Annotated in this window: 18 protein-coding genes; 4 read left to right on the forward strand and 14 right to left on the reverse strand. The window is 55.3% G+C overall.

Going from position 1 to position 15,618, the window contains the following annotated elements:
• Window positions 1-285 precede the first annotated feature (285 nt).
• From CIK74_RS01890 to CIK74_RS01940, 10 genes are all read right to left on the reverse strand, one after another.
• On the reverse strand, window positions 286-993 hold the full coding sequence (locus tag CIK74_RS01890; protein ID WP_170947698.1) for a DUF4913 domain-containing protein: 708 nt from the start codon (window positions 991-993) through the stop codon (window positions 286-288).
• Window positions 977-2,722, reverse strand: a complete 1,746-nt coding sequence (locus CIK74_RS01895; RefSeq protein ID WP_096254018.1) for a type IV secretory system conjugative DNA transfer family protein — start codon at window positions 2,720-2,722, stop codon at window positions 977-979. The genes CIK74_RS01890 and CIK74_RS01895 overlap by 17 nt, the downstream gene beginning before the upstream one ends.
• A complete protein-coding gene (locus tag CIK74_RS01900) occupies window positions 2,703-3,563 on the reverse strand; it encodes a hypothetical protein (RefSeq protein WP_096254019.1) in 861 nt (286 codons plus the stop codon). The genes CIK74_RS01895 and CIK74_RS01900 overlap by 20 nt, the downstream gene beginning before the upstream one ends.
• A 147-nt stretch (window positions 3,564-3,710) precedes the next feature.
• The gene (locus CIK74_RS01905; protein ID WP_096254020.1) at window positions 3,711-4,274 is read right to left on the reverse strand and encodes a hypothetical protein; all 564 of its coding nucleotides are present in this window, start codon (window positions 4,272-4,274) and stop codon (window positions 3,711-3,713) included.
• Window positions 4,271-4,642: a hypothetical protein gene (locus CIK74_RS01910; protein WP_096254021.1), complete on the reverse strand. Its 372-nt coding sequence runs from the start codon at window positions 4,640-4,642 to the stop codon at window positions 4,271-4,273. The genes CIK74_RS01905 and CIK74_RS01910 overlap by 4 nt, the downstream gene beginning before the upstream one ends.
• Window positions 4,626-4,904 carry a hypothetical protein gene (locus CIK74_RS01915; protein ID WP_096254023.1) on the reverse strand — a complete coding sequence of 93 codons (279 nt, stop codon included), beginning with the start codon at window positions 4,902-4,904 and terminating at the stop codon, window positions 4,626-4,628. Before CIK74_RS01915 ends, CIK74_RS01910 begins: the two co-directional genes overlap by 17 nt.
• 523 nt (window positions 4,905-5,427) lie before the next feature.
• The gene (locus CIK74_RS01925) at window positions 5,428-7,098 is read right to left on the reverse strand and encodes a ubiquinol-cytochrome c reductase cytochrome b subunit (RefSeq protein ID WP_096254027.1); all 1,671 of its coding nucleotides are present in this window, start codon (window positions 7,096-7,098) and stop codon (window positions 5,428-5,430) included.
• A gap of 2 nt (window positions 7,099-7,100) precedes the next feature.
• Entirely contained in the window at window positions 7,101-8,150 is a 1,050-nt protein-coding gene (locus tag CIK74_RS01930) for a Rieske 2Fe-2S domain-containing protein (protein WP_096254028.1), read from the reverse strand.
• 69 nt (window positions 8,151-8,219) lie between these two features.
• Complete coding sequence (locus tag CIK74_RS01935; RefSeq protein ID WP_096254030.1) at window positions 8,220-9,014, reverse strand: cytochrome c; 795 nt, start codon at window positions 9,012-9,014, stop codon at window positions 8,220-8,222.
• A gap of 75 nt (window positions 9,015-9,089) precedes the next feature.
• Entirely contained in the window at window positions 9,090-9,728 is a 639-nt protein-coding gene (locus tag CIK74_RS01940) for a heme-copper oxidase subunit III (protein WP_170947700.1), read from the reverse strand.
• Window positions 9,729-10,015: 287 nt separating this feature from the next.
• On the opposite strand from CIK74_RS01940, the gene trpD reads away from it, so the two are divergent.
• Window positions 10,016-11,083, forward strand: a complete 1,068-nt coding sequence (gene trpD, locus CIK74_RS01945) for an anthranilate phosphoribosyltransferase (RefSeq protein WP_096254033.1) — start codon at window positions 10,016-10,018, stop codon at window positions 11,081-11,083.
• Between the two features lie 59 nt (window positions 11,084-11,142).
• Here trpD and CIK74_RS01950 read toward each other — a convergent pair whose 3' ends face one another.
• Complete coding sequence (locus tag CIK74_RS01950; protein ID WP_096254034.1) at window positions 11,143-11,424, reverse strand: Lrp/AsnC ligand binding domain-containing protein; 282 nt, start codon at window positions 11,422-11,424, stop codon at window positions 11,143-11,145.
• Between the two features lie 164 nt (window positions 11,425-11,588).
• Between CIK74_RS01950 and CIK74_RS01955 the strand changes: the two genes are divergently transcribed.
• The gene (locus tag CIK74_RS01955) at window positions 11,589-12,182 is read left to right on the forward strand and encodes a sigma factor-like helix-turn-helix DNA-binding protein (RefSeq protein WP_096254035.1); all 594 of its coding nucleotides are present in this window, start codon (window positions 11,589-11,591) and stop codon (window positions 12,180-12,182) included.
• 2 nt (window positions 12,183-12,184) lie between these two features.
• Entirely contained in the window at window positions 12,185-12,730 is a 546-nt protein-coding gene (locus CIK74_RS01960) for a hypothetical protein (protein WP_170947701.1), read from the forward strand.
• On the opposite strand, the gene CIK74_RS01965 is transcribed toward CIK74_RS01960, so the two are convergent.
• Window positions 12,707-13,093: a DUF3054 domain-containing protein gene (locus CIK74_RS01965; RefSeq protein WP_096254039.1), complete on the reverse strand. Its 387-nt coding sequence runs from the start codon at window positions 13,091-13,093 to the stop codon at window positions 12,707-12,709. The genes CIK74_RS01960 and CIK74_RS01965 overlap by 24 nt on opposite strands.
• A gap of 159 nt (window positions 13,094-13,252) precedes the next feature.
• Here CIK74_RS01965 and CIK74_RS01970 point away from each other — a divergent pair, with 159 nt between their 5' ends.
• Window positions 13,253-14,224: a bile acid:sodium symporter gene (locus CIK74_RS01970; protein ID WP_229677127.1), complete on the forward strand. Its 972-nt coding sequence runs from the start codon at window positions 13,253-13,255 to the stop codon at window positions 14,222-14,224.
• A 78-nt stretch (window positions 14,225-14,302) separates the two neighbouring features.
• Here the strand turns inward: CIK74_RS01970 and CIK74_RS01975 are convergent, their stop codons facing one another.
• The gene (locus CIK74_RS01975) at window positions 14,303-14,764 is read right to left on the reverse strand and encodes a DUF3817 domain-containing protein (protein WP_096254041.1); all 462 of its coding nucleotides are present in this window, start codon (window positions 14,762-14,764) and stop codon (window positions 14,303-14,305) included.
• Between the two features lie 234 nt (window positions 14,765-14,998).
• Window positions 14,999-15,433: a DUF1232 domain-containing protein gene (locus CIK74_RS01980; protein ID WP_096254043.1), complete on the reverse strand. Its 435-nt coding sequence runs from the start codon at window positions 15,431-15,433 to the stop codon at window positions 14,999-15,001.
• Window positions 15,434-15,618 lie beyond the last annotated feature (185 nt).

Consider the following 15,618-nt stretch of genomic DNA (forward strand, 5'->3'; position numbering starts at 1 on the left):
TGGAGTCCAGCCCTCACCTTGCTTTAAGAACGTCTGGCCATTGTTTGATGTAAGACCTGCAAGACTTCGTCTTGCAACACCAGTAGCGTCGTTACGCCAGAGCATGAATTCCAAAAATTATTAGATTTACACTTGGTTTTTTAGCTTATGGGATCAGGACGTACAGATGTTCAGCGGCCCGTGTTCCACCAAGAAAAGTAAAGATTCGCCGGAATGAGTGGCTGACATGCGGAATGGTTCGATAGTGTATGGCTTGCGCACTGGATCTTGCGCGAAGAAGCGGCGTTACTGTGGCGCTGTCGGTACTTCTTCGCCCAGCTCAAAGCAAGGCTCGGGCGGCGGAGGAACGTCAGCATAAGGGTCTTCGTAGGATCTCATCGGCTCGACCTGCTCTGCAGGTTCGGCCTCCGGCTGCACTTTCGACAAGTAGTTCTCCGACAGCCACGCAGTGAATTCCTTCGTGGACGGCTCGGGTACGGGGTCTACTCGGTCTGGGACGCGATGCTCTCGCCTGCACCCCGCCATGCCTCCCTTATCGACAGGTGCGTTGACGATGTCCAGGACATCAGACAGGTAGCGCAGATTCCAATACACCAGATCACTGTTGGGGCTCGCCGTCCCGTAATTGGCGGCTTTCCACGCCACATACAACCCCATCAGGTGGGCGACGACGTTCGGGTGGCGGAACCAGCAGGGCGGGATCATATTGGTGCTTTGCCCAGCCCCATACATGGTGTTGAACCACGGCAGCCATGCATTGATCTCTTCCAGCAACCCAGCATTTTCCTCGGGCTTACCCTGATGAAGATTCCACGGTGACGGCTCTGGCTCTTTGCTCTTTTTCAGCAGCATTTCCAGCTGGCCAGCGAGCTCTACAAGGACTGCTTCTTGTTCCTGAAGCCCTTGCTCGACCTTGCCCTGGCGTTCCACCAGTGGCTCAACGATCGGAACGATCAGTTCGATCAGCTCATCGCGGTTACTCTGCTCGCTCAACGTCCACCGCCTCGACCCCGACATGGTCGGCATCCAGGAAGACTTTGCCGCAGGTGTGCAGTGTTTGGTCTTTCATGTCTTTCAAGTCTTTATGGTCTTTGCGCTGCCACACCATTTCGGTGTGCACCACATGCGGCGGCAAGTTCCGATACACGGCGGTGGCCTGCCCGAACCGCAGATGCTTGAGCTCTTCTGCGCGCACGATCGCTTTCTCCTCCGTACTGGTGGTCCTCGAGCCGCCGGTTTTGCTGGAGGAATGGCTGATGCGTGCCTTATCCCGGACGCCCATGTCGCTGGCGTAGGTTTTCAGATCTTCGCTGTTGATGCCAGGGAAGATCAGTTTCAGGCTGGCGTTGGATTCGATGGCTTTGGCTTCTTCTTTGCCCCAGCGTGCCTCGTTCTGGATGAAGGACTGGCTGATGCCGATGACCTGTATTCCACGGCCGCCTGTATCGGTGATCAGCTCTGCCATGTTGCTGAACGCTGCCACGTTGGGTGCTTCATCAAGCACCATGCGGAACACCGGCCAGAGCCGGCCTGAAGCAAAAGTACTGGATTTGCGCCTCGCTGCCCGGTAGACCTGATCGGCGAACATCGTGCTCAACGTCCCCAGAGGGGATTTTTCGCCGTCCACCACGATATGCAGTGTGTTCTGTCCTTCAAGGAACGTGTTGATGTCGAAGGCTTCGCCGCGGCGGAACCGGAACTGACGCAGCACTTTCTCGGTGACCAATGGTTCAGCCAGGGAGAGCAGGGTGGATTTGATGGAGTCTTCGGTTTCCCCGGCCCTCGATTCGGTGCGCTCACGCAAGGGCTGGATGAAAGCCCGTGACTTGCGGTGGTCTTCCAGGATCGTGATGGGTTCGGGGTTATGGGAATCGAAGATCCACAGCAGCAGGTCATCCATGGTGCGGTCCTCCAGCGCGGCGGCATGCAGCAACCGGCCGAGGACGGAGCCTGCTTTGGCGCTGAACCAGGACCCGTTTTTGGTGCCTTCCAGGGGTGCGGCATTCGCCCAGGCTTTGCCGCGTTCCAGCGCTTCGTCTTCGTCCTCGCACCCGTAGATCGGCGTCCATTTCACCTTGTTGGGCCAGCCGGTGATGTCCTCCCAGTCGCAGACAAACACTTCGCCTTGTGCTTGGCGTGCGGTGGCAGTCCAGGCGACCACGTCTGGTTTGGTCGACGTCGCCAGGACCGGTCCGGGTGCGCCCAGCACCATGGGCACCACGATGCTGGAGGTTTTGCCGCCGCGGGCCGGGGCATAGACCCAGAGGCTGTCTTCGAGCTGGATATACAGTGGCACTTTTTTGGACGCGTTGGTGTAAACAGCCAGTGCGATGAACGCTTCCGCGTTTTTCCTGGTGACCGACGGCCCATAGATCTGGCGTGCTTTATGCCATGCGGCGGTGAAGCCCACCATCGAGGTGATCGCCGCACCTTGCGGGTTGAACTTAGCGGTGTCTTTGCGCGGGCTGATCCACAGTTCTGTGATCAGCACGTATCCGGCGATGAGCACAAAGACGAAGCCGCCGAGGATGAACCAGGACGCGGCCGGCCAGGCAAGATCCCCGTCCAAGCCTGCCTCGAGCAGATCCAACGGATTCCACGACACTTTGGAATTCGTGGGGGTGATTTTCTCGCCCCAGTTCAACGCGTCCAGCACGATCCCGGCAAGCACCGCGATGATCAGGAAAGTGGTGAAGCTGCTTTCACGCTGTGTGGAGGCCATGATCCTGCTCCTTTTCACTGGTTGTCCTGGCTACCAGCGCTTTGTCGGTGTCGGTGAGGATTGTTTCGACGTCGCTGCGCAGATGTTTCACCTCGAAGGGGGCTTCGTTGCCGATTTTCATCAGGCAGGTGCCGGTGGCCAGGTTCAGGATGGTGGGGTAGCTGGAGGCCGGAAGGTCGAACATGTCCACTGCTGCCCGGGCGTCCGGTGCTTTCTTCTGCTGGTAGACCAGCACGGTGTCGCATTCCTTGATGATCGCTTCCGCGTCGGTGCCGGCGGGGATGTCGGAGACGTGGTGGAAGAAGAACCAGTTCGACAAGCCAATGGCGCGGGAGACTTTCTGGTTGCGGCGGATCACCTTGGCCGCCGAGGTCTGGACCAGGTGCCAGGCTTCCTCGACGACGAAGTGGGTCTGGCGGCGGTTCTTGGCTTTGAACAGCCGGTTGGTCATCCACGTGTTGATCACCGTCATTACAATCGCCAGGGCGGGCCCGTTTTCGGGCAGTTGAGAGACGTCGAAAACGGTGAGACCGTCTTTGAGTTTCACATCCTTCGTGGTTTCGTTGTCGATCATGCCCGCCAGATCTTCTTCAACGAAGCGTTCGAGCTCGAAGGCGACGTCATACCCCCATTCACGCAAAGTGGTCTTGTCGATCTCCAAATAGCTGGAGTTTTCTTCGGCCGGGTCGATCATCCGGTTGATCACCAGACGAATCGTCGGGGTGATGCTTTGAGCTCTTGCGTCTTTCAGTGCGCGGCGGTGTGCTGTGCGCAGGGCTTTGCCTTCACGGGGGCTGATGGGCCGGCCAAGGACTTCTTCGGCGACCGCACGCAGCAGCATGGACTGGCTCGGCGGGGTCTCGCCGGTGGCACTGTCTTCTTCAGTTTCCGCAGAGATGGAAGGGTCGAAAATGTTTGTGTGTGATCAACTTTAAGTAAGCCATCACGGCTGAAGAAATAGGCCATTAAAGCGGCCACATTTGAGCCATTAAAGCGGTAAAAGTAGGCCACCTACGCCACCGATCTTGAACGTGACTGGTTCCCCGCCTTGGTAGCGGCAGAGTTCGGCGTATTCGCCTTCTTCCGGGTTGGAGTCGCTGGGTTTTTTGTCGATGACGATGACGTTGCGCCCGATAATCATGGGGCGCAGGCATCCCCAGGTTTTCCCGGCGGAGCTTTTCGCGGAGCCGACATCACCGATGACGACGACGTTGGCGTTGTTCACGGTGTGGGGGTAGGCGAAGATCGGGTCGTGCATGACGCCCCATCCTGATTCCAGGTCAATGCCGAACAGTAGGCCTTTGTAGGAGGTGGGGGACCAGGGGACTGCGAGGTTGCTGACTTCGGCCTGCCGGATGGTGGAGATCGCGCCTTCCGGTGCTGGATCATAGAGTCCGTAGCGTGAGCCTTTGCGTGAGTGGCGTCCGGCATCCCAGGTGATATCTGGGCGCTGCTCTGACCATGGCGCCGAGACGGACTCGGTAGGCAGATTGGTCTTTGTCACGGTGGTCTTGCGGGTTTTCTTAGGTGCTCTAGTGAAGATGTTGATCATGTGCGGATTCCCCTTCCCATAGGCAGTACGGCCATCAACGCCATGTCGTGGCGGTGGTCGAGCCAGTACAGCCGGTCTATACCGCAATCGGTGGCGACGGATTCAATCTGCGTGGACACCCGCAACAGTTCTTCTTCTGAATCCACGGTGAAGCTCACGTAAGCTCCCCATTTCACCCCGTGATGCCCGCTGCCTGGCATCAGGTCCACTGCGCGCTGGTCGGAGGAATTGGACATGACCTGTTCGGTGCCATCAGAAATCTTGGCTTTGGATGCATCCGAGTGGCGTTTGGCTTTATCGCTGGTGCGGTCCGACATAGCCTGGGCGCGGGCTTCTTTGGCATCAACGACCTCATTGACCCAGGACACCGAATGGATTACTGCGGGGACAATCCCCGAGACAAGCTGGCGCATCGCTTGGACTGGCAGAGCGGAATCCGGCCATGAACCCATCCCGGGGAATGTAGGCTACGCGCGTGTAGGCGTGGTTGTTGACCACGCCGGCTTTGGAAGTCTGCTCCTGGTCAAGTTTCTGCCAGACCGTCTCTAAACCAACGTCGGGGTCGTCGATGGCGAAGGTGTAGGGGTCTTGCAGGTGGGCGAGGATCCCGGCGGCCCTCTGTGAAACCACAGCACTGTAGCCGCGGGTGGCTTTGGGCAAACTCTCAGTATTAAAAGGCAGTTCAGCTCACCTGAGACGGGATGAACAATGACACGGAAGTGTATTCGTGCAGGTTCTTCTCCAGGCCAATGCGAGTGTTTTCTGGAACTGCAGTCTCAGCGAATTCCACGCCGGTGGACCGCTACTTTTCCACCAACGCCCTAACCGGCTACTTTTATCGAGAACCGTTTGGAGAGGGTATTCGTCTCGCCATCGGTACGTTCGACCATCTGCGAACGAGGCGCCTTATAGTTCATCTCCCGGCAACGCTAGAGAACGTCTATGCGGTCAACTTGAAGGATGCCTCGACGCAGAGCCGCACGAAGTAGCAAAGAACGGGGCGTGAGCATGGGGGAGTTCGATAGCATCATCTGCTAACTTACTTGCCGACGCCACTGGACGCAGGGGAGTCGCTGGTCTAAAGCCTGCTTAACCCAGAAGAGGGACACACCAATAGGTGTGTCCCTCTTTCTGTGACTAATGCGAGTCGATATTACTTCTCGATCGAGTCTTGCTTCTCACCTTCGACCTCATGGTGGCCGTGGGCTGCGTGTGCAGCTTCGAGCTCCGATGGGGTCACTGGGGCAACGCGATCCTCGAAGAAGAACTTCGACAATGCTGCGCGACGCTTCTCCGAACCGGAGACGTGTCCTGCAGCATCCGGCTGAGCCGGGATGTACTTGTTGTCGTTGTAGCTGGTGAGCAAGAAGCGCTTGTACACGTCAACTTCCTCGTGCTTCTCCGAGAAGCCACCTTCAGGCGACATCTGGATAATGCCAGCTTCACGGCCGTGCAGCACGATCTCGCGATCCTTACGCTGCAACGACAAGCAAATACGGCGGGTAATCCAGAAAGCGAAGATCGGGCCCAGGAAGAAGAGTGTGCGCAGCCAGTAGGTTACGTCATTCAATGACACATGGAAGTGGGTCGCCATCAAGTCCGAGGAGGCAGCTGCCCACATGACGCAGTAGAAGACGACACCAGCAGCACCCATTGCGGTACGGAATGGAGCGTTACGCGGGCGGTCCAGCAAGTGGTGCTCGCGGTTATCCTTGGTTACCCAACGCTCGATCCACGGCCATGCGAACATCACCATGAACAGTACGCCGGCAGGAACCAGTGCTGGAAGCAGGACGCTCAAGACCAGGGTGTTATCGCCCCATGGGAACGGGATGATCCATTCGAAGCTGAAGTTACCGAGGTAACCAGGCATCAAACGCAACGCGCCATCAACGAATCCGATGTACCAGTCCGGCTGGGTACCAGCAGAAACAGGTGACGGGTCATATGGACCGTAGTTCCAGATCGGGTTGATCTGGAAGAGGCCCGAAATGAATGCCACGATACCGAAGACGATGAAGAAGAAGCCGCCGGCCTTCGCTGCGTAAACCGGTCCAACGGGGAAGCCAACAACGTTGTCGTTGGTGCGGCCCGGGCCAGGGTACTGGGTGTGCTTGTGGGTCACAACCATGAAGAGGTGAACCACCAGCAGCAAGATGATCACTGCAGGAACGATCATGATGTGCAAGGAGTACAAGCGCGGAATAACGTGTATGCCCGGGAACTCGCCGCCGAAGAAGAACATCGACAGATAGGTACCAACGATTGGCAGAGCCTTCATCACACCGTCAATGATGCGCAGACCGTTACCGGAAAGCAGATCATCTGGCAGGGAGTAGCCGGTGAAACCAGCAGCAAGGCCCATGATCAGCAGCACGCCGCCGACAACCCAGTTCAGTTCACGTGGGCGACGGAAAGCGCCGGTGAAGAACACGCGCAGCATGTGCACGGACAGCGATGCTACGAAGAGCAGTGCCGACCAGTGGTGCACCTGGCGCATGAACAAACCACCGCGGACATCAAAGGAGATGTCCATGGTCGAAGCCATAGCCGCTGACATGCCGATGCCCTTCAACGGTACATAAGAACCGTTGTAGGTGACGTGAGTCATCGAAGGATCGAAGAAGAAAGTCAAGAAAGTACCGGAGAGCAGCAGCAGTACGAAGGTGTACAGCGCTACTTCACCGAACATGAATGACCAGTGGTCAGGGAAGATCTTACGACCAAATTCCTTGACCATGCCCGAGGCACCGACGCGGGAGTCTACGAAGTTCGCAAGACGACCGGTAGTGGTTGACGGGGTGTATTCATTCGTTGTTGCCATGATTATCCACGCTCCCAGTAGCTTGGGCCTACAGGTTCGTGGAAGTCGCTCTGAGCTACGAGGTAGCCGTCAGCGTCCACGGTAATAGGCAACTGTGGAAGTGCGTGACCTGCCGGGCCGAAGATAACCTTGCACTCATTGGCGAGGTCGAAGGTCGACTGGTGGCATGGGCACAGCAGGTGGTGGGTGTGCTGCTCGTACAAGGCGATCGGGCAACCCACGTGGGTGCAGATCTTCGAGTAGGCAACAATGCCATCTACGTGCCAGTCTTCGCGGCCCTCGGAAATGTTCATTTCCCGTGGGTCCATGCGCATGAGCAGTACAACTGCCTTAGCCTTTTCGTTCAGCATGTTCTCTGCATTTTCCAGACCCTCAGGGATCACGTGGAAAGCGGAGCCAAGCTGAACATCCGAGGCCTTGATCGGGGTACCCGATGGGTCACGAGTCAGACGAACGCCGGTGTCCCACAAAGTGTGACGCATCTGCTCGATCATCTGATGTGCGGTCTTACCGGTGCGGTCAAGGTCGCGGAACATGAAGATTGCTGGAATCGGCGCCAAAGCGATGGCACCAATCAAAGTGTTGCGGATCAGCGGACGGCGCTTGATACCGGTTTCTTCGATCACGGTGTCGATGATATCGACTGCATCCTGGCGATCTTTTTCGGAGCTGATTTCGTGACGTTGTTCAACGAGTTCATGGTCCGGCATCAGAGTCTTAGCCCAGTGAACGATACCCACACCAATGCCGAGCATCGCGAATGCGGTGCCTAAGCCCAGTGCAGCGTTCTGCACACGCAGTTCTGCGAAGGTCATTTCGCCCAGGTGACCCAGGACGAAGTAAGCCACGAAGAAGAACAGCGTGCCAATGATGGAGATGGTAAATAGCAGCGCAACTTGGCGCTCGTGTCGCTTGGCTGCGCGCGGATCGCGATCTGCGAGACGCGGACGATGTGGGGGGAGTCCTGGATCCGGGAACCGGTCCTGAGCTACATCGTCAGCCTTAGCAACGGTGCCCGATTCTTCGGGACTGCCGTGACTATGGTCGCCCATGTTTCTCTCTCATCCTTCTGTTAGGAATTTATGTACGTAGTGATGTTTGCGGTTTTCACCGCGAAAGCCTTAGGAAGGACGCGAGGTCAACCAAATGGTGAAGGCGATAATGATGCCCAAACCGGCGGTCCAAACGAAGAGACCTTCAGCCACTGGGCCAAGGTTTCCAAGAGCAGCGCCACCGGCAGAACCATTAGCTTCAATGGTCTTCAAGAAGGTGATCACATCACGCTTCTCATCGGGGGTGATGTTCGAGTCGTTGAACACTGGCATGTTCTGCGGACCGGTAGCCATCGCTTCGTAAATGTGCTTCTCTGAGACGCCTGCTAGCGTCGGAGCAAACTTACCGCGGGTCAACGCGCCACCACCGGCAGCGGCGTTGTGGCACATTGCGCAGTTCACTCGGAATACGGTGCCACCGTGGGCGGCGTCGCCCTTAGTGGTATCCAGCGCATCTTCGTCTGGAATTGCTGGACCTGCACCGAGGCTCGCAACGTAGGCCGACAGCTGGGAGATCTGCTCATCGTCAAACTGTACTGGCTTAGCCTGAGCCTGTGGCCCCTGCATCTGCATCGGCATACGGCCGGTGCCTACCTGGAAGTCAACTGATGCTGCGCCGACGCCGATCAACGATGGGCCGTCTGCGGAGCCTTCGGCGCTCATGCCGTGGCAGGTCGCACAGTTGGCTACGAAAAGCTTCTGGCCTTCCTCTACATCGGAAACCGATGCAGAAGTGGTATCCGCTGCCTTCGCTTCGCTTACGCTGCCTGCTGCAGTGTAGAGACTGCCGGTGACCAGCAATCCGAACAACAGCAGGGCCACAGCGGCGAGCGGGTGGCGGCGCTTTTTCGAAAGAGCCTTCACTTGCTGGTTCCTCACTTAGTTTCTTGGTGTGGTGTTGCCATACTTCCGTGGAGGCAACTGATGGATATTAGTTACCTATTTTAGGAAGTAGATGATCGCAAACAGCGCGATCCACACTACGTCAACGAAGTGCCAGTAATAAGACACAACGATGGCGCCGGTCGCTTCAAAGTGACCAAACTTCTTAGCCAACATTGCTCTACCTATGATCAGCAAGAATGCGATCAGGCCACCGAGCACGTGAATGCCGTGGAAGCCAGTAGTGATGTAGAACGATGAAGCGTACGAGTTCGAGTTCATTGCAACGCCTTCGCTCACGAGCACGGCGTATTCATAGGCCTGAACAGAGACGAAGATCGAGCCAAGAATGAAGGTAACGATGAACCATTCGATCATTCCCCATTCCTTGAACTTAAAAAGTCCGCCGGAACGGCGAGGCTTGAACTCTTCGGCTTTGAACACGCCAATCTGGCAGGAGAACGAGCTGGACACCAGAATCAAGGTGTTAACCAGCGCGAACGGTACGTTCAGCTTTGAAGTTTCGGTCGCCCAAAGCTCGGGCGCGGCAGCCCGGAGGCTGAAATACATGGCGAAGAGGGCGGCGAAGAACATGAGCTCGCTGGAGAGCCACACCATCGTTCCCACCGACACCATGTTTGGGCGGTTCGGCGCATGTGGCGCCGTCGTATTTGGGGCATGAGTCGCAGTTGTCACACTGTCATTATGTCTCTAAATAGGCCTCAGATACCAATGCAAACCATGGTTCTTTAGGGTTTGGTACGCCACATTATGAGAACAACCGCGGAAACATGCGGAAGTAGCCGAGAAACTCTTTCTACAATTTGTAGAGGTTGAGTCGGCGCGCCGCACGAAACAATCGCTTAAGCAACACAAATGTTGCCTAATTGAGGTCTTTTTTGACCCAAAAATAGTCTTTTGACCGCGCATCACGTGACGACATGAACTAGCAGTGAGGGGGAGCCGTGGATAGGCTTATATACGTGTCAACGAGCCTTGCAAATGAAAAGTTCCCAACGTGGCCAGATCTTTTGGCCTCCCTAATTAGCGGCCAGAATCTGAGCCGTGAAGATGCCGCCTGGGCCATGAATCAGATCATGACCGGTGAAGCCAGCGATGTGCAGATCGCCGGCTTCCTTGTAGCGCTGCGCGCCAAGGGGGAGACGGTGGCAGAGCTTACCGGCCTTGTTGACTCCATGGTGGGCAATGCGCGCGAACTTATCATCGACGCACAAACGTTAGACATTGTGGGAACTGGTGGCGATCGACAGAACACCGTAAACATCTCCACCATGTCTACCTTGGTATGTGCCGGCGCCGGCGTTAAGATCGTGAAACATGGAAATCGGGCCTCATCCTCGTCTTCCGGTTCTGCAGATGTCCTGGAAGCCTTAGGGGTTCATCTGGACGTACCAATCGAGCGCCTTGTAGAGGTCTACGAAAAGGTCGGCATTGCCTTTTGCTTTGCCAATATCTTCCACCCCTCTATGCGCCATGTGGCCGGAGCCCGTCGAGGACTGCGCGTTCCAACGGCCTTTAACTTCATGGGCCCGCTGACCAATCCGGCACTTCCTAGCGCGTCGGCAATTGGTTGCTCGGATCTGCGGATGGCACCGATTATGGCCGGCGTGCTAGCCAGCCGAGGCGTGCGTGGCCTGGTATTCCGAGGAAATGACGGACTTGATGAAATGACCACCACCGCACCGAATATGGTCTGGGAGGTGCGAGACGGAAAAGTTGAGGAATTTACTTTTGACGCTCAGGAAGTAGGCATTACCCGAGCTACGCTAGATGATTTGCGTGGGGCCGATGCTGCCTACAACGCCAGCATCGTCCGAGACATCGTCTCCGGAGCCAAAGGTCCGGTGCGTGACGCGGTGGTGCTCAATTCGGCGGCTGGAATGGTCGCATTTGATCAAGATGCCCGGGGCAGCTTTGTCGAAAGGATGCGAGCAGCAATGCGTCGCGCCGAAGAATCCTTGGATTCCGGCGCCGCAGCCAAGGTTTTAGATGCATGGTCTTCGACGACCTTATCGATTGTAGGAAAGTAGCCTCGTTATACAACTAAGGGAGCTTGTCNNGACAAGCTCCCTTAGTTGTACTCTGAGCGCTAGTCGTCCAAGCCCAGCGAAAAGGCAGCTTCTAAGTCGTGAGCCGAATAGGCGCGAAATGCAATGTGAGTCTGAGTCTGGCGAATACCAGGAATTTTCGATAGACGATTGGCGATAACTTCGGCCAGGTCTTCGTGCTTGTGGACCCGAGCCACAGCGATCAAATCCCAGTCTCCGGCAACAGAGTAAACCTCGCTGATTCCTTCGATTTCTGAAATCTGCTGCGCCGACTCAGGAATACTGTCGGTTGCCGTCTGAATCATGACGAATGCGGTGACCATGAAAGCCTCTCAACGTTGAATAGTTCCCCCATGTACAGGGATTGCTTCACTAAATAACTGTAGTGCACCCGGAGTCTGACTCCCACGCGTAAGACGAAGATCGTCAGTGCTTTAAACAGAACTTAAAGTTTGTTTAACTCAGTACAATGCTTTAGGGTTGTATCATGATCGTTTTGACAATCGACCAACGACGCTCTCGTCAGGGAGAAGACAAAGTCGAGGCGCTGATTAATCAGGCCAATAATACAGTGACGCACGTGCGCCCATTTCAGCGTACAGCTGGCGACGAAGTGCAGGCAGTATTTGACGACGCCATGGAGGCCATCCATCTTGCTGTCATGATGGCCGCCTCGGGAGACTGGAGTGTAGGTCTCGGATACGGGGAAGTGGAGCTTCCCCTGCCGAAGGAAACCCGTGCCGGTCGTGGGCCCGCGTTCGTTTTTGCACGCGAAGCGGTAGAACGGGCAAAAAACACTAACGCTCATCTGTCGGTAGCAGGACCCACCGAAGAAGCCAGTCGTTTAGAAGCAGAGCTACAGCTCACCGCTTGCATCGTTTCCAAGCGCCGTGCCACGGCTTGGGAGGCCGGAACCCTCGCTGACCAAGGGCTTACTCAGCAGCAAATTGCCACGCGTCTTGGTATCACGCAACAAGCGGTGTCATCTAGGCTCTCAGCAGCCCTCTGGTTTGAAGCTAATCGGATGATGGAAGAGGCCACTAAGTCTCTTTCCAAGCAATTACGAAAATTGGGGGAGTGAACTTGGTTTGGACGGCGTGGTCGCTACTAGTATTCGCGGTGCTTATTTCTGGCTCCGCAATTTTCCTCGCTGGATCGAACGGTAGTAGGGCGAAAGTTCGTAATCTTCTCACCATTGGTGCCGGTTTAGTTTCCTTGGGGGCGTTGATCCTTGGCCTACTAGCCAAGTCCTCAGACCTACCGCCTGCAGTTCCCGACGTATTGATCATCGCTGTGAGCGTACTCTTTGCGGTGAGTTTCGGTGGTCCACTGACCGAATTGATCTTCCACCTGGCATGGCGCCATGATCAAAGGCAGGATCGACAAAAGACCGACCCATCACCACTCCGTGGTGGCTTATGGATCGGTCTGCTAGAGCGAACGGCTATCGTTGCGACACTTTGGGCTGATTGGCCCGAGGGTATCGCAGTAGTGCTCGCGGTGAAGGGGCTAGGTCGTTTTTCGGAACTGAAAAACCATCAGGCAGCCGAGCAGTTTATCCTCGGCACCTTCGCTAGTTGCCTTATTGCTGCCGGCGGATACGGACTAGGCGTTTTGTTGCTTCGCTGATCGTTTGGAAAGCAACGAGCAGATCAATCTGCGACCTAAGAGGAACACGCCTAGGACGAGGATCGTGACGATGACAAATGCAATGGCTGCAGTTGAACCCATCGCAATTCTTAGCGCCATTCCCACGGCTACGGTTCCGAGCCAAACGAGTAAACCTGTAGGCCAGACCCGGTTGATCGTCAGCCATGGTCGAGATATCAAAGTCATCACTATGTAGGCGGCCAAGAACGGAACAGCCGTTTCGAAAATGCCGCCGATATCTAATGCATGTTCGTGTTCACGCCGGCCTAAGATGGCAAAGAGAATGATCAGTGCGAGGTCAATAACGGTCCAGAGCGGCCAATTGCGAATACGTTCTTTCATGTCTCCATCATATGTACCACGATCCTCTGCGATCCTATTCAGCCGGCAAGTGTATGTTGAATCACTTACTGAGTTGACGTGCCAAGGTTCAAGACCGCTCGCATCGAACTGGCCTCCATTAGCATTAGCTACATGAGAATTTGGCCAGGGGCGTCCTGGATGCAACGACATCAGATTGTTCTGTACCTGATCGCCATCGTGTTCGGCGCAGTTCTTGGGCTCCAGGTCTCCAGTGTTCGGCCATCGCTCGAAGCCTCAATCAATCCGTTTCTTGGCCTCCTGCTTTACGCAACGTTCTTAAGTTTGCCGCTGACAAAACTACTCGTATCGTTCCGCGATCTGAGATTTATGGCGGTCCTGGGTTTGGTCAATTTTGTCCTGGTACCCGCCATCGTTTTTATATTGACAAGGTTCATCGCCGATGATCAGGCCTTGCTCTACGGTGTGCTCTTAGTATTGCTAGCGCCGTGCATCGATTACGTGATTGTGTTTGCAGGAATTGCTGGGGGAGATAGTACAAGGTTATTGGCGGCTACACCGCTTCTCTTGTTATTACAGGTTCTTCTAGTCCCTGCCTACATGTTCCTTATAGCGGGTTCCGATACCCTGGCATTGATTGACCCGAAACCCTTTTTGCGCGCTCTACTCGGGCTGATTGTGGTCCCGTTTATCGCCGCATTCTTAACGCAGCTGTTAATGAAGAGGTTTGCATTCGCCGTCAGAATCGGCTCGTGGGCTGATTATCTGATGGTGCCTTTGATGATGGGTACGTTACTTAGCGTGGTTGGTTCCCAGATCAATGCCGTAGCAAGCCAGTTTCAAAACCTGGCTACGGCCATCGCGCTCTTCGTCGTATTTGTGGCCGTTATGGCAGCAATATCAACCGCGGTTGGAAAACTGTTTCATTTGGAAACCGCCCCGCTGCGTGCGGTGACTTTTAGCGGGGTGACCAGAAATTCCTTGGTTGTCCTGCCACTTGCGCTGGCGCTGCCACCAGAGCTTTCACTGGCTTCCGCGGTAGTGGTATCACAAACCTTAGTTGAGTTAGTTGGCATGCTGGTCTTGATCCAGCTAGTCCCCAGATTCGTCACCGCTAAAAGCGGCATAAATGATCACAAAGGTTTGATTTGATCGGTACTCAGCATCAACGAAGGACTTGACTCCGCCCTCAGGCCAATTTTGCGGAGCGAGTTCAATCCTCTTCAGTTCCTAGCTACGACCACCGGGAGGGCCTAGGAATAGCATGGTGGAGAACACAGCGACAATTGCTACGAACAACAGGGCAGCAGTTAATACCGGCCGGGCAACAAGCCAACGCATTGTTGCATCAGTCCATTTTCTATCACCAGGGTGATCAGAAGCTGCAGTACGCCAGTCGCCGACAAGTTTTCCGTTCTTTTCCAACCACTTGTCGAACGGGATGGTCAGGTACGGAATGACCGAGGTAGCTGCGGCGCCAACAATCAATCGCTTACTCCAACGCTGATTCATTCCGACAAGTATCGACATGACTACGTAGGACAAAAATACAAAGCCGTGAATAAATCCAGCGACAGACACTGGCCAGTCTCCAACTTTCACACCGTATTTTAGAATCATCGCAATGATGAGCAATGTCCAGGTGACGGCTTCGGCCCGGGCTACGGTCCGATACATAACGCTTGGCGACATAAGCTGTTTTCAGTCCTTGCTGTGGTGGGGGAGAGGTGCGCCCAAAAGGGATCCTTGGATCAAGCTTATCGGTTCAACCACAATCAGACTGAACAGCTTTCTTAGGCCGCTGTTCAAAGTTGCTAACGGAAGAAGGCTCACCGTTGGTCAATCTTGATAAAAGTTGCTTACTTTTTGCACCGGGGGAGCAGAAGGTGCTGGATACGAGCTCACTGTTGAAGTGGACGTCGTCAGCTAGTGATGTTCATTGCGCTGGGCTGCACGAGCATCAATTCCCGCAAGTTTCTCGATAAGCGACAGTCCTGTGGCGTTTCCCGGCCAATGCCGGTGAAGTAAGTCGACACCCGCAGAACGGATAACTGAGCGTAGGACGAGGGCCACAATTATGACATCGTCGGCTTGTCCAATAATTGGAATGAAATCTGGGACAAGATCAACAGGGGACAGCAAGTAGACCAGCAGTAAGGCGAGTTTGATCTTCACCGAACGTGGCGCAGTTTTATCCGCAGCCATCCTTCGAATGACTCTGATGAGATCAGGCAGCAGACGAAACGCTTCAGGTATGCTAACTGTTTCCGGATGGCGTCTGGCATATAACCAGAGGGCGATTAAAAGTATGAGATAGAAAGCCAATAGCCCCGCAAGCATTCCTGCAATTGCTTCCCACATGAAATCCACGCTAAGCCCGGCAGCTCTGATTTTTCTTTGAAGCCAGCACCAGAATAACGTGGGCAGGTGAGCTGGTAGACATTCGTTCAGGTCCAAATGTATGACTCAGAGGCTGGAAGCAAGACCGGCCATTAGCTGGCATGTTGGGGGTCACTGGATTTCAACTGATGGGAAAGCCTGTTATC

The sequence above is a fragment of the Glutamicibacter sp. BW77 genome (assembly GCF_002332285.1).
In the GTDB taxonomy this organism is placed as follows: domain Bacteria; phylum Actinomycetota; class Actinomycetes; order Actinomycetales; family Micrococcaceae; genus Glutamicibacter; species Glutamicibacter bergerei.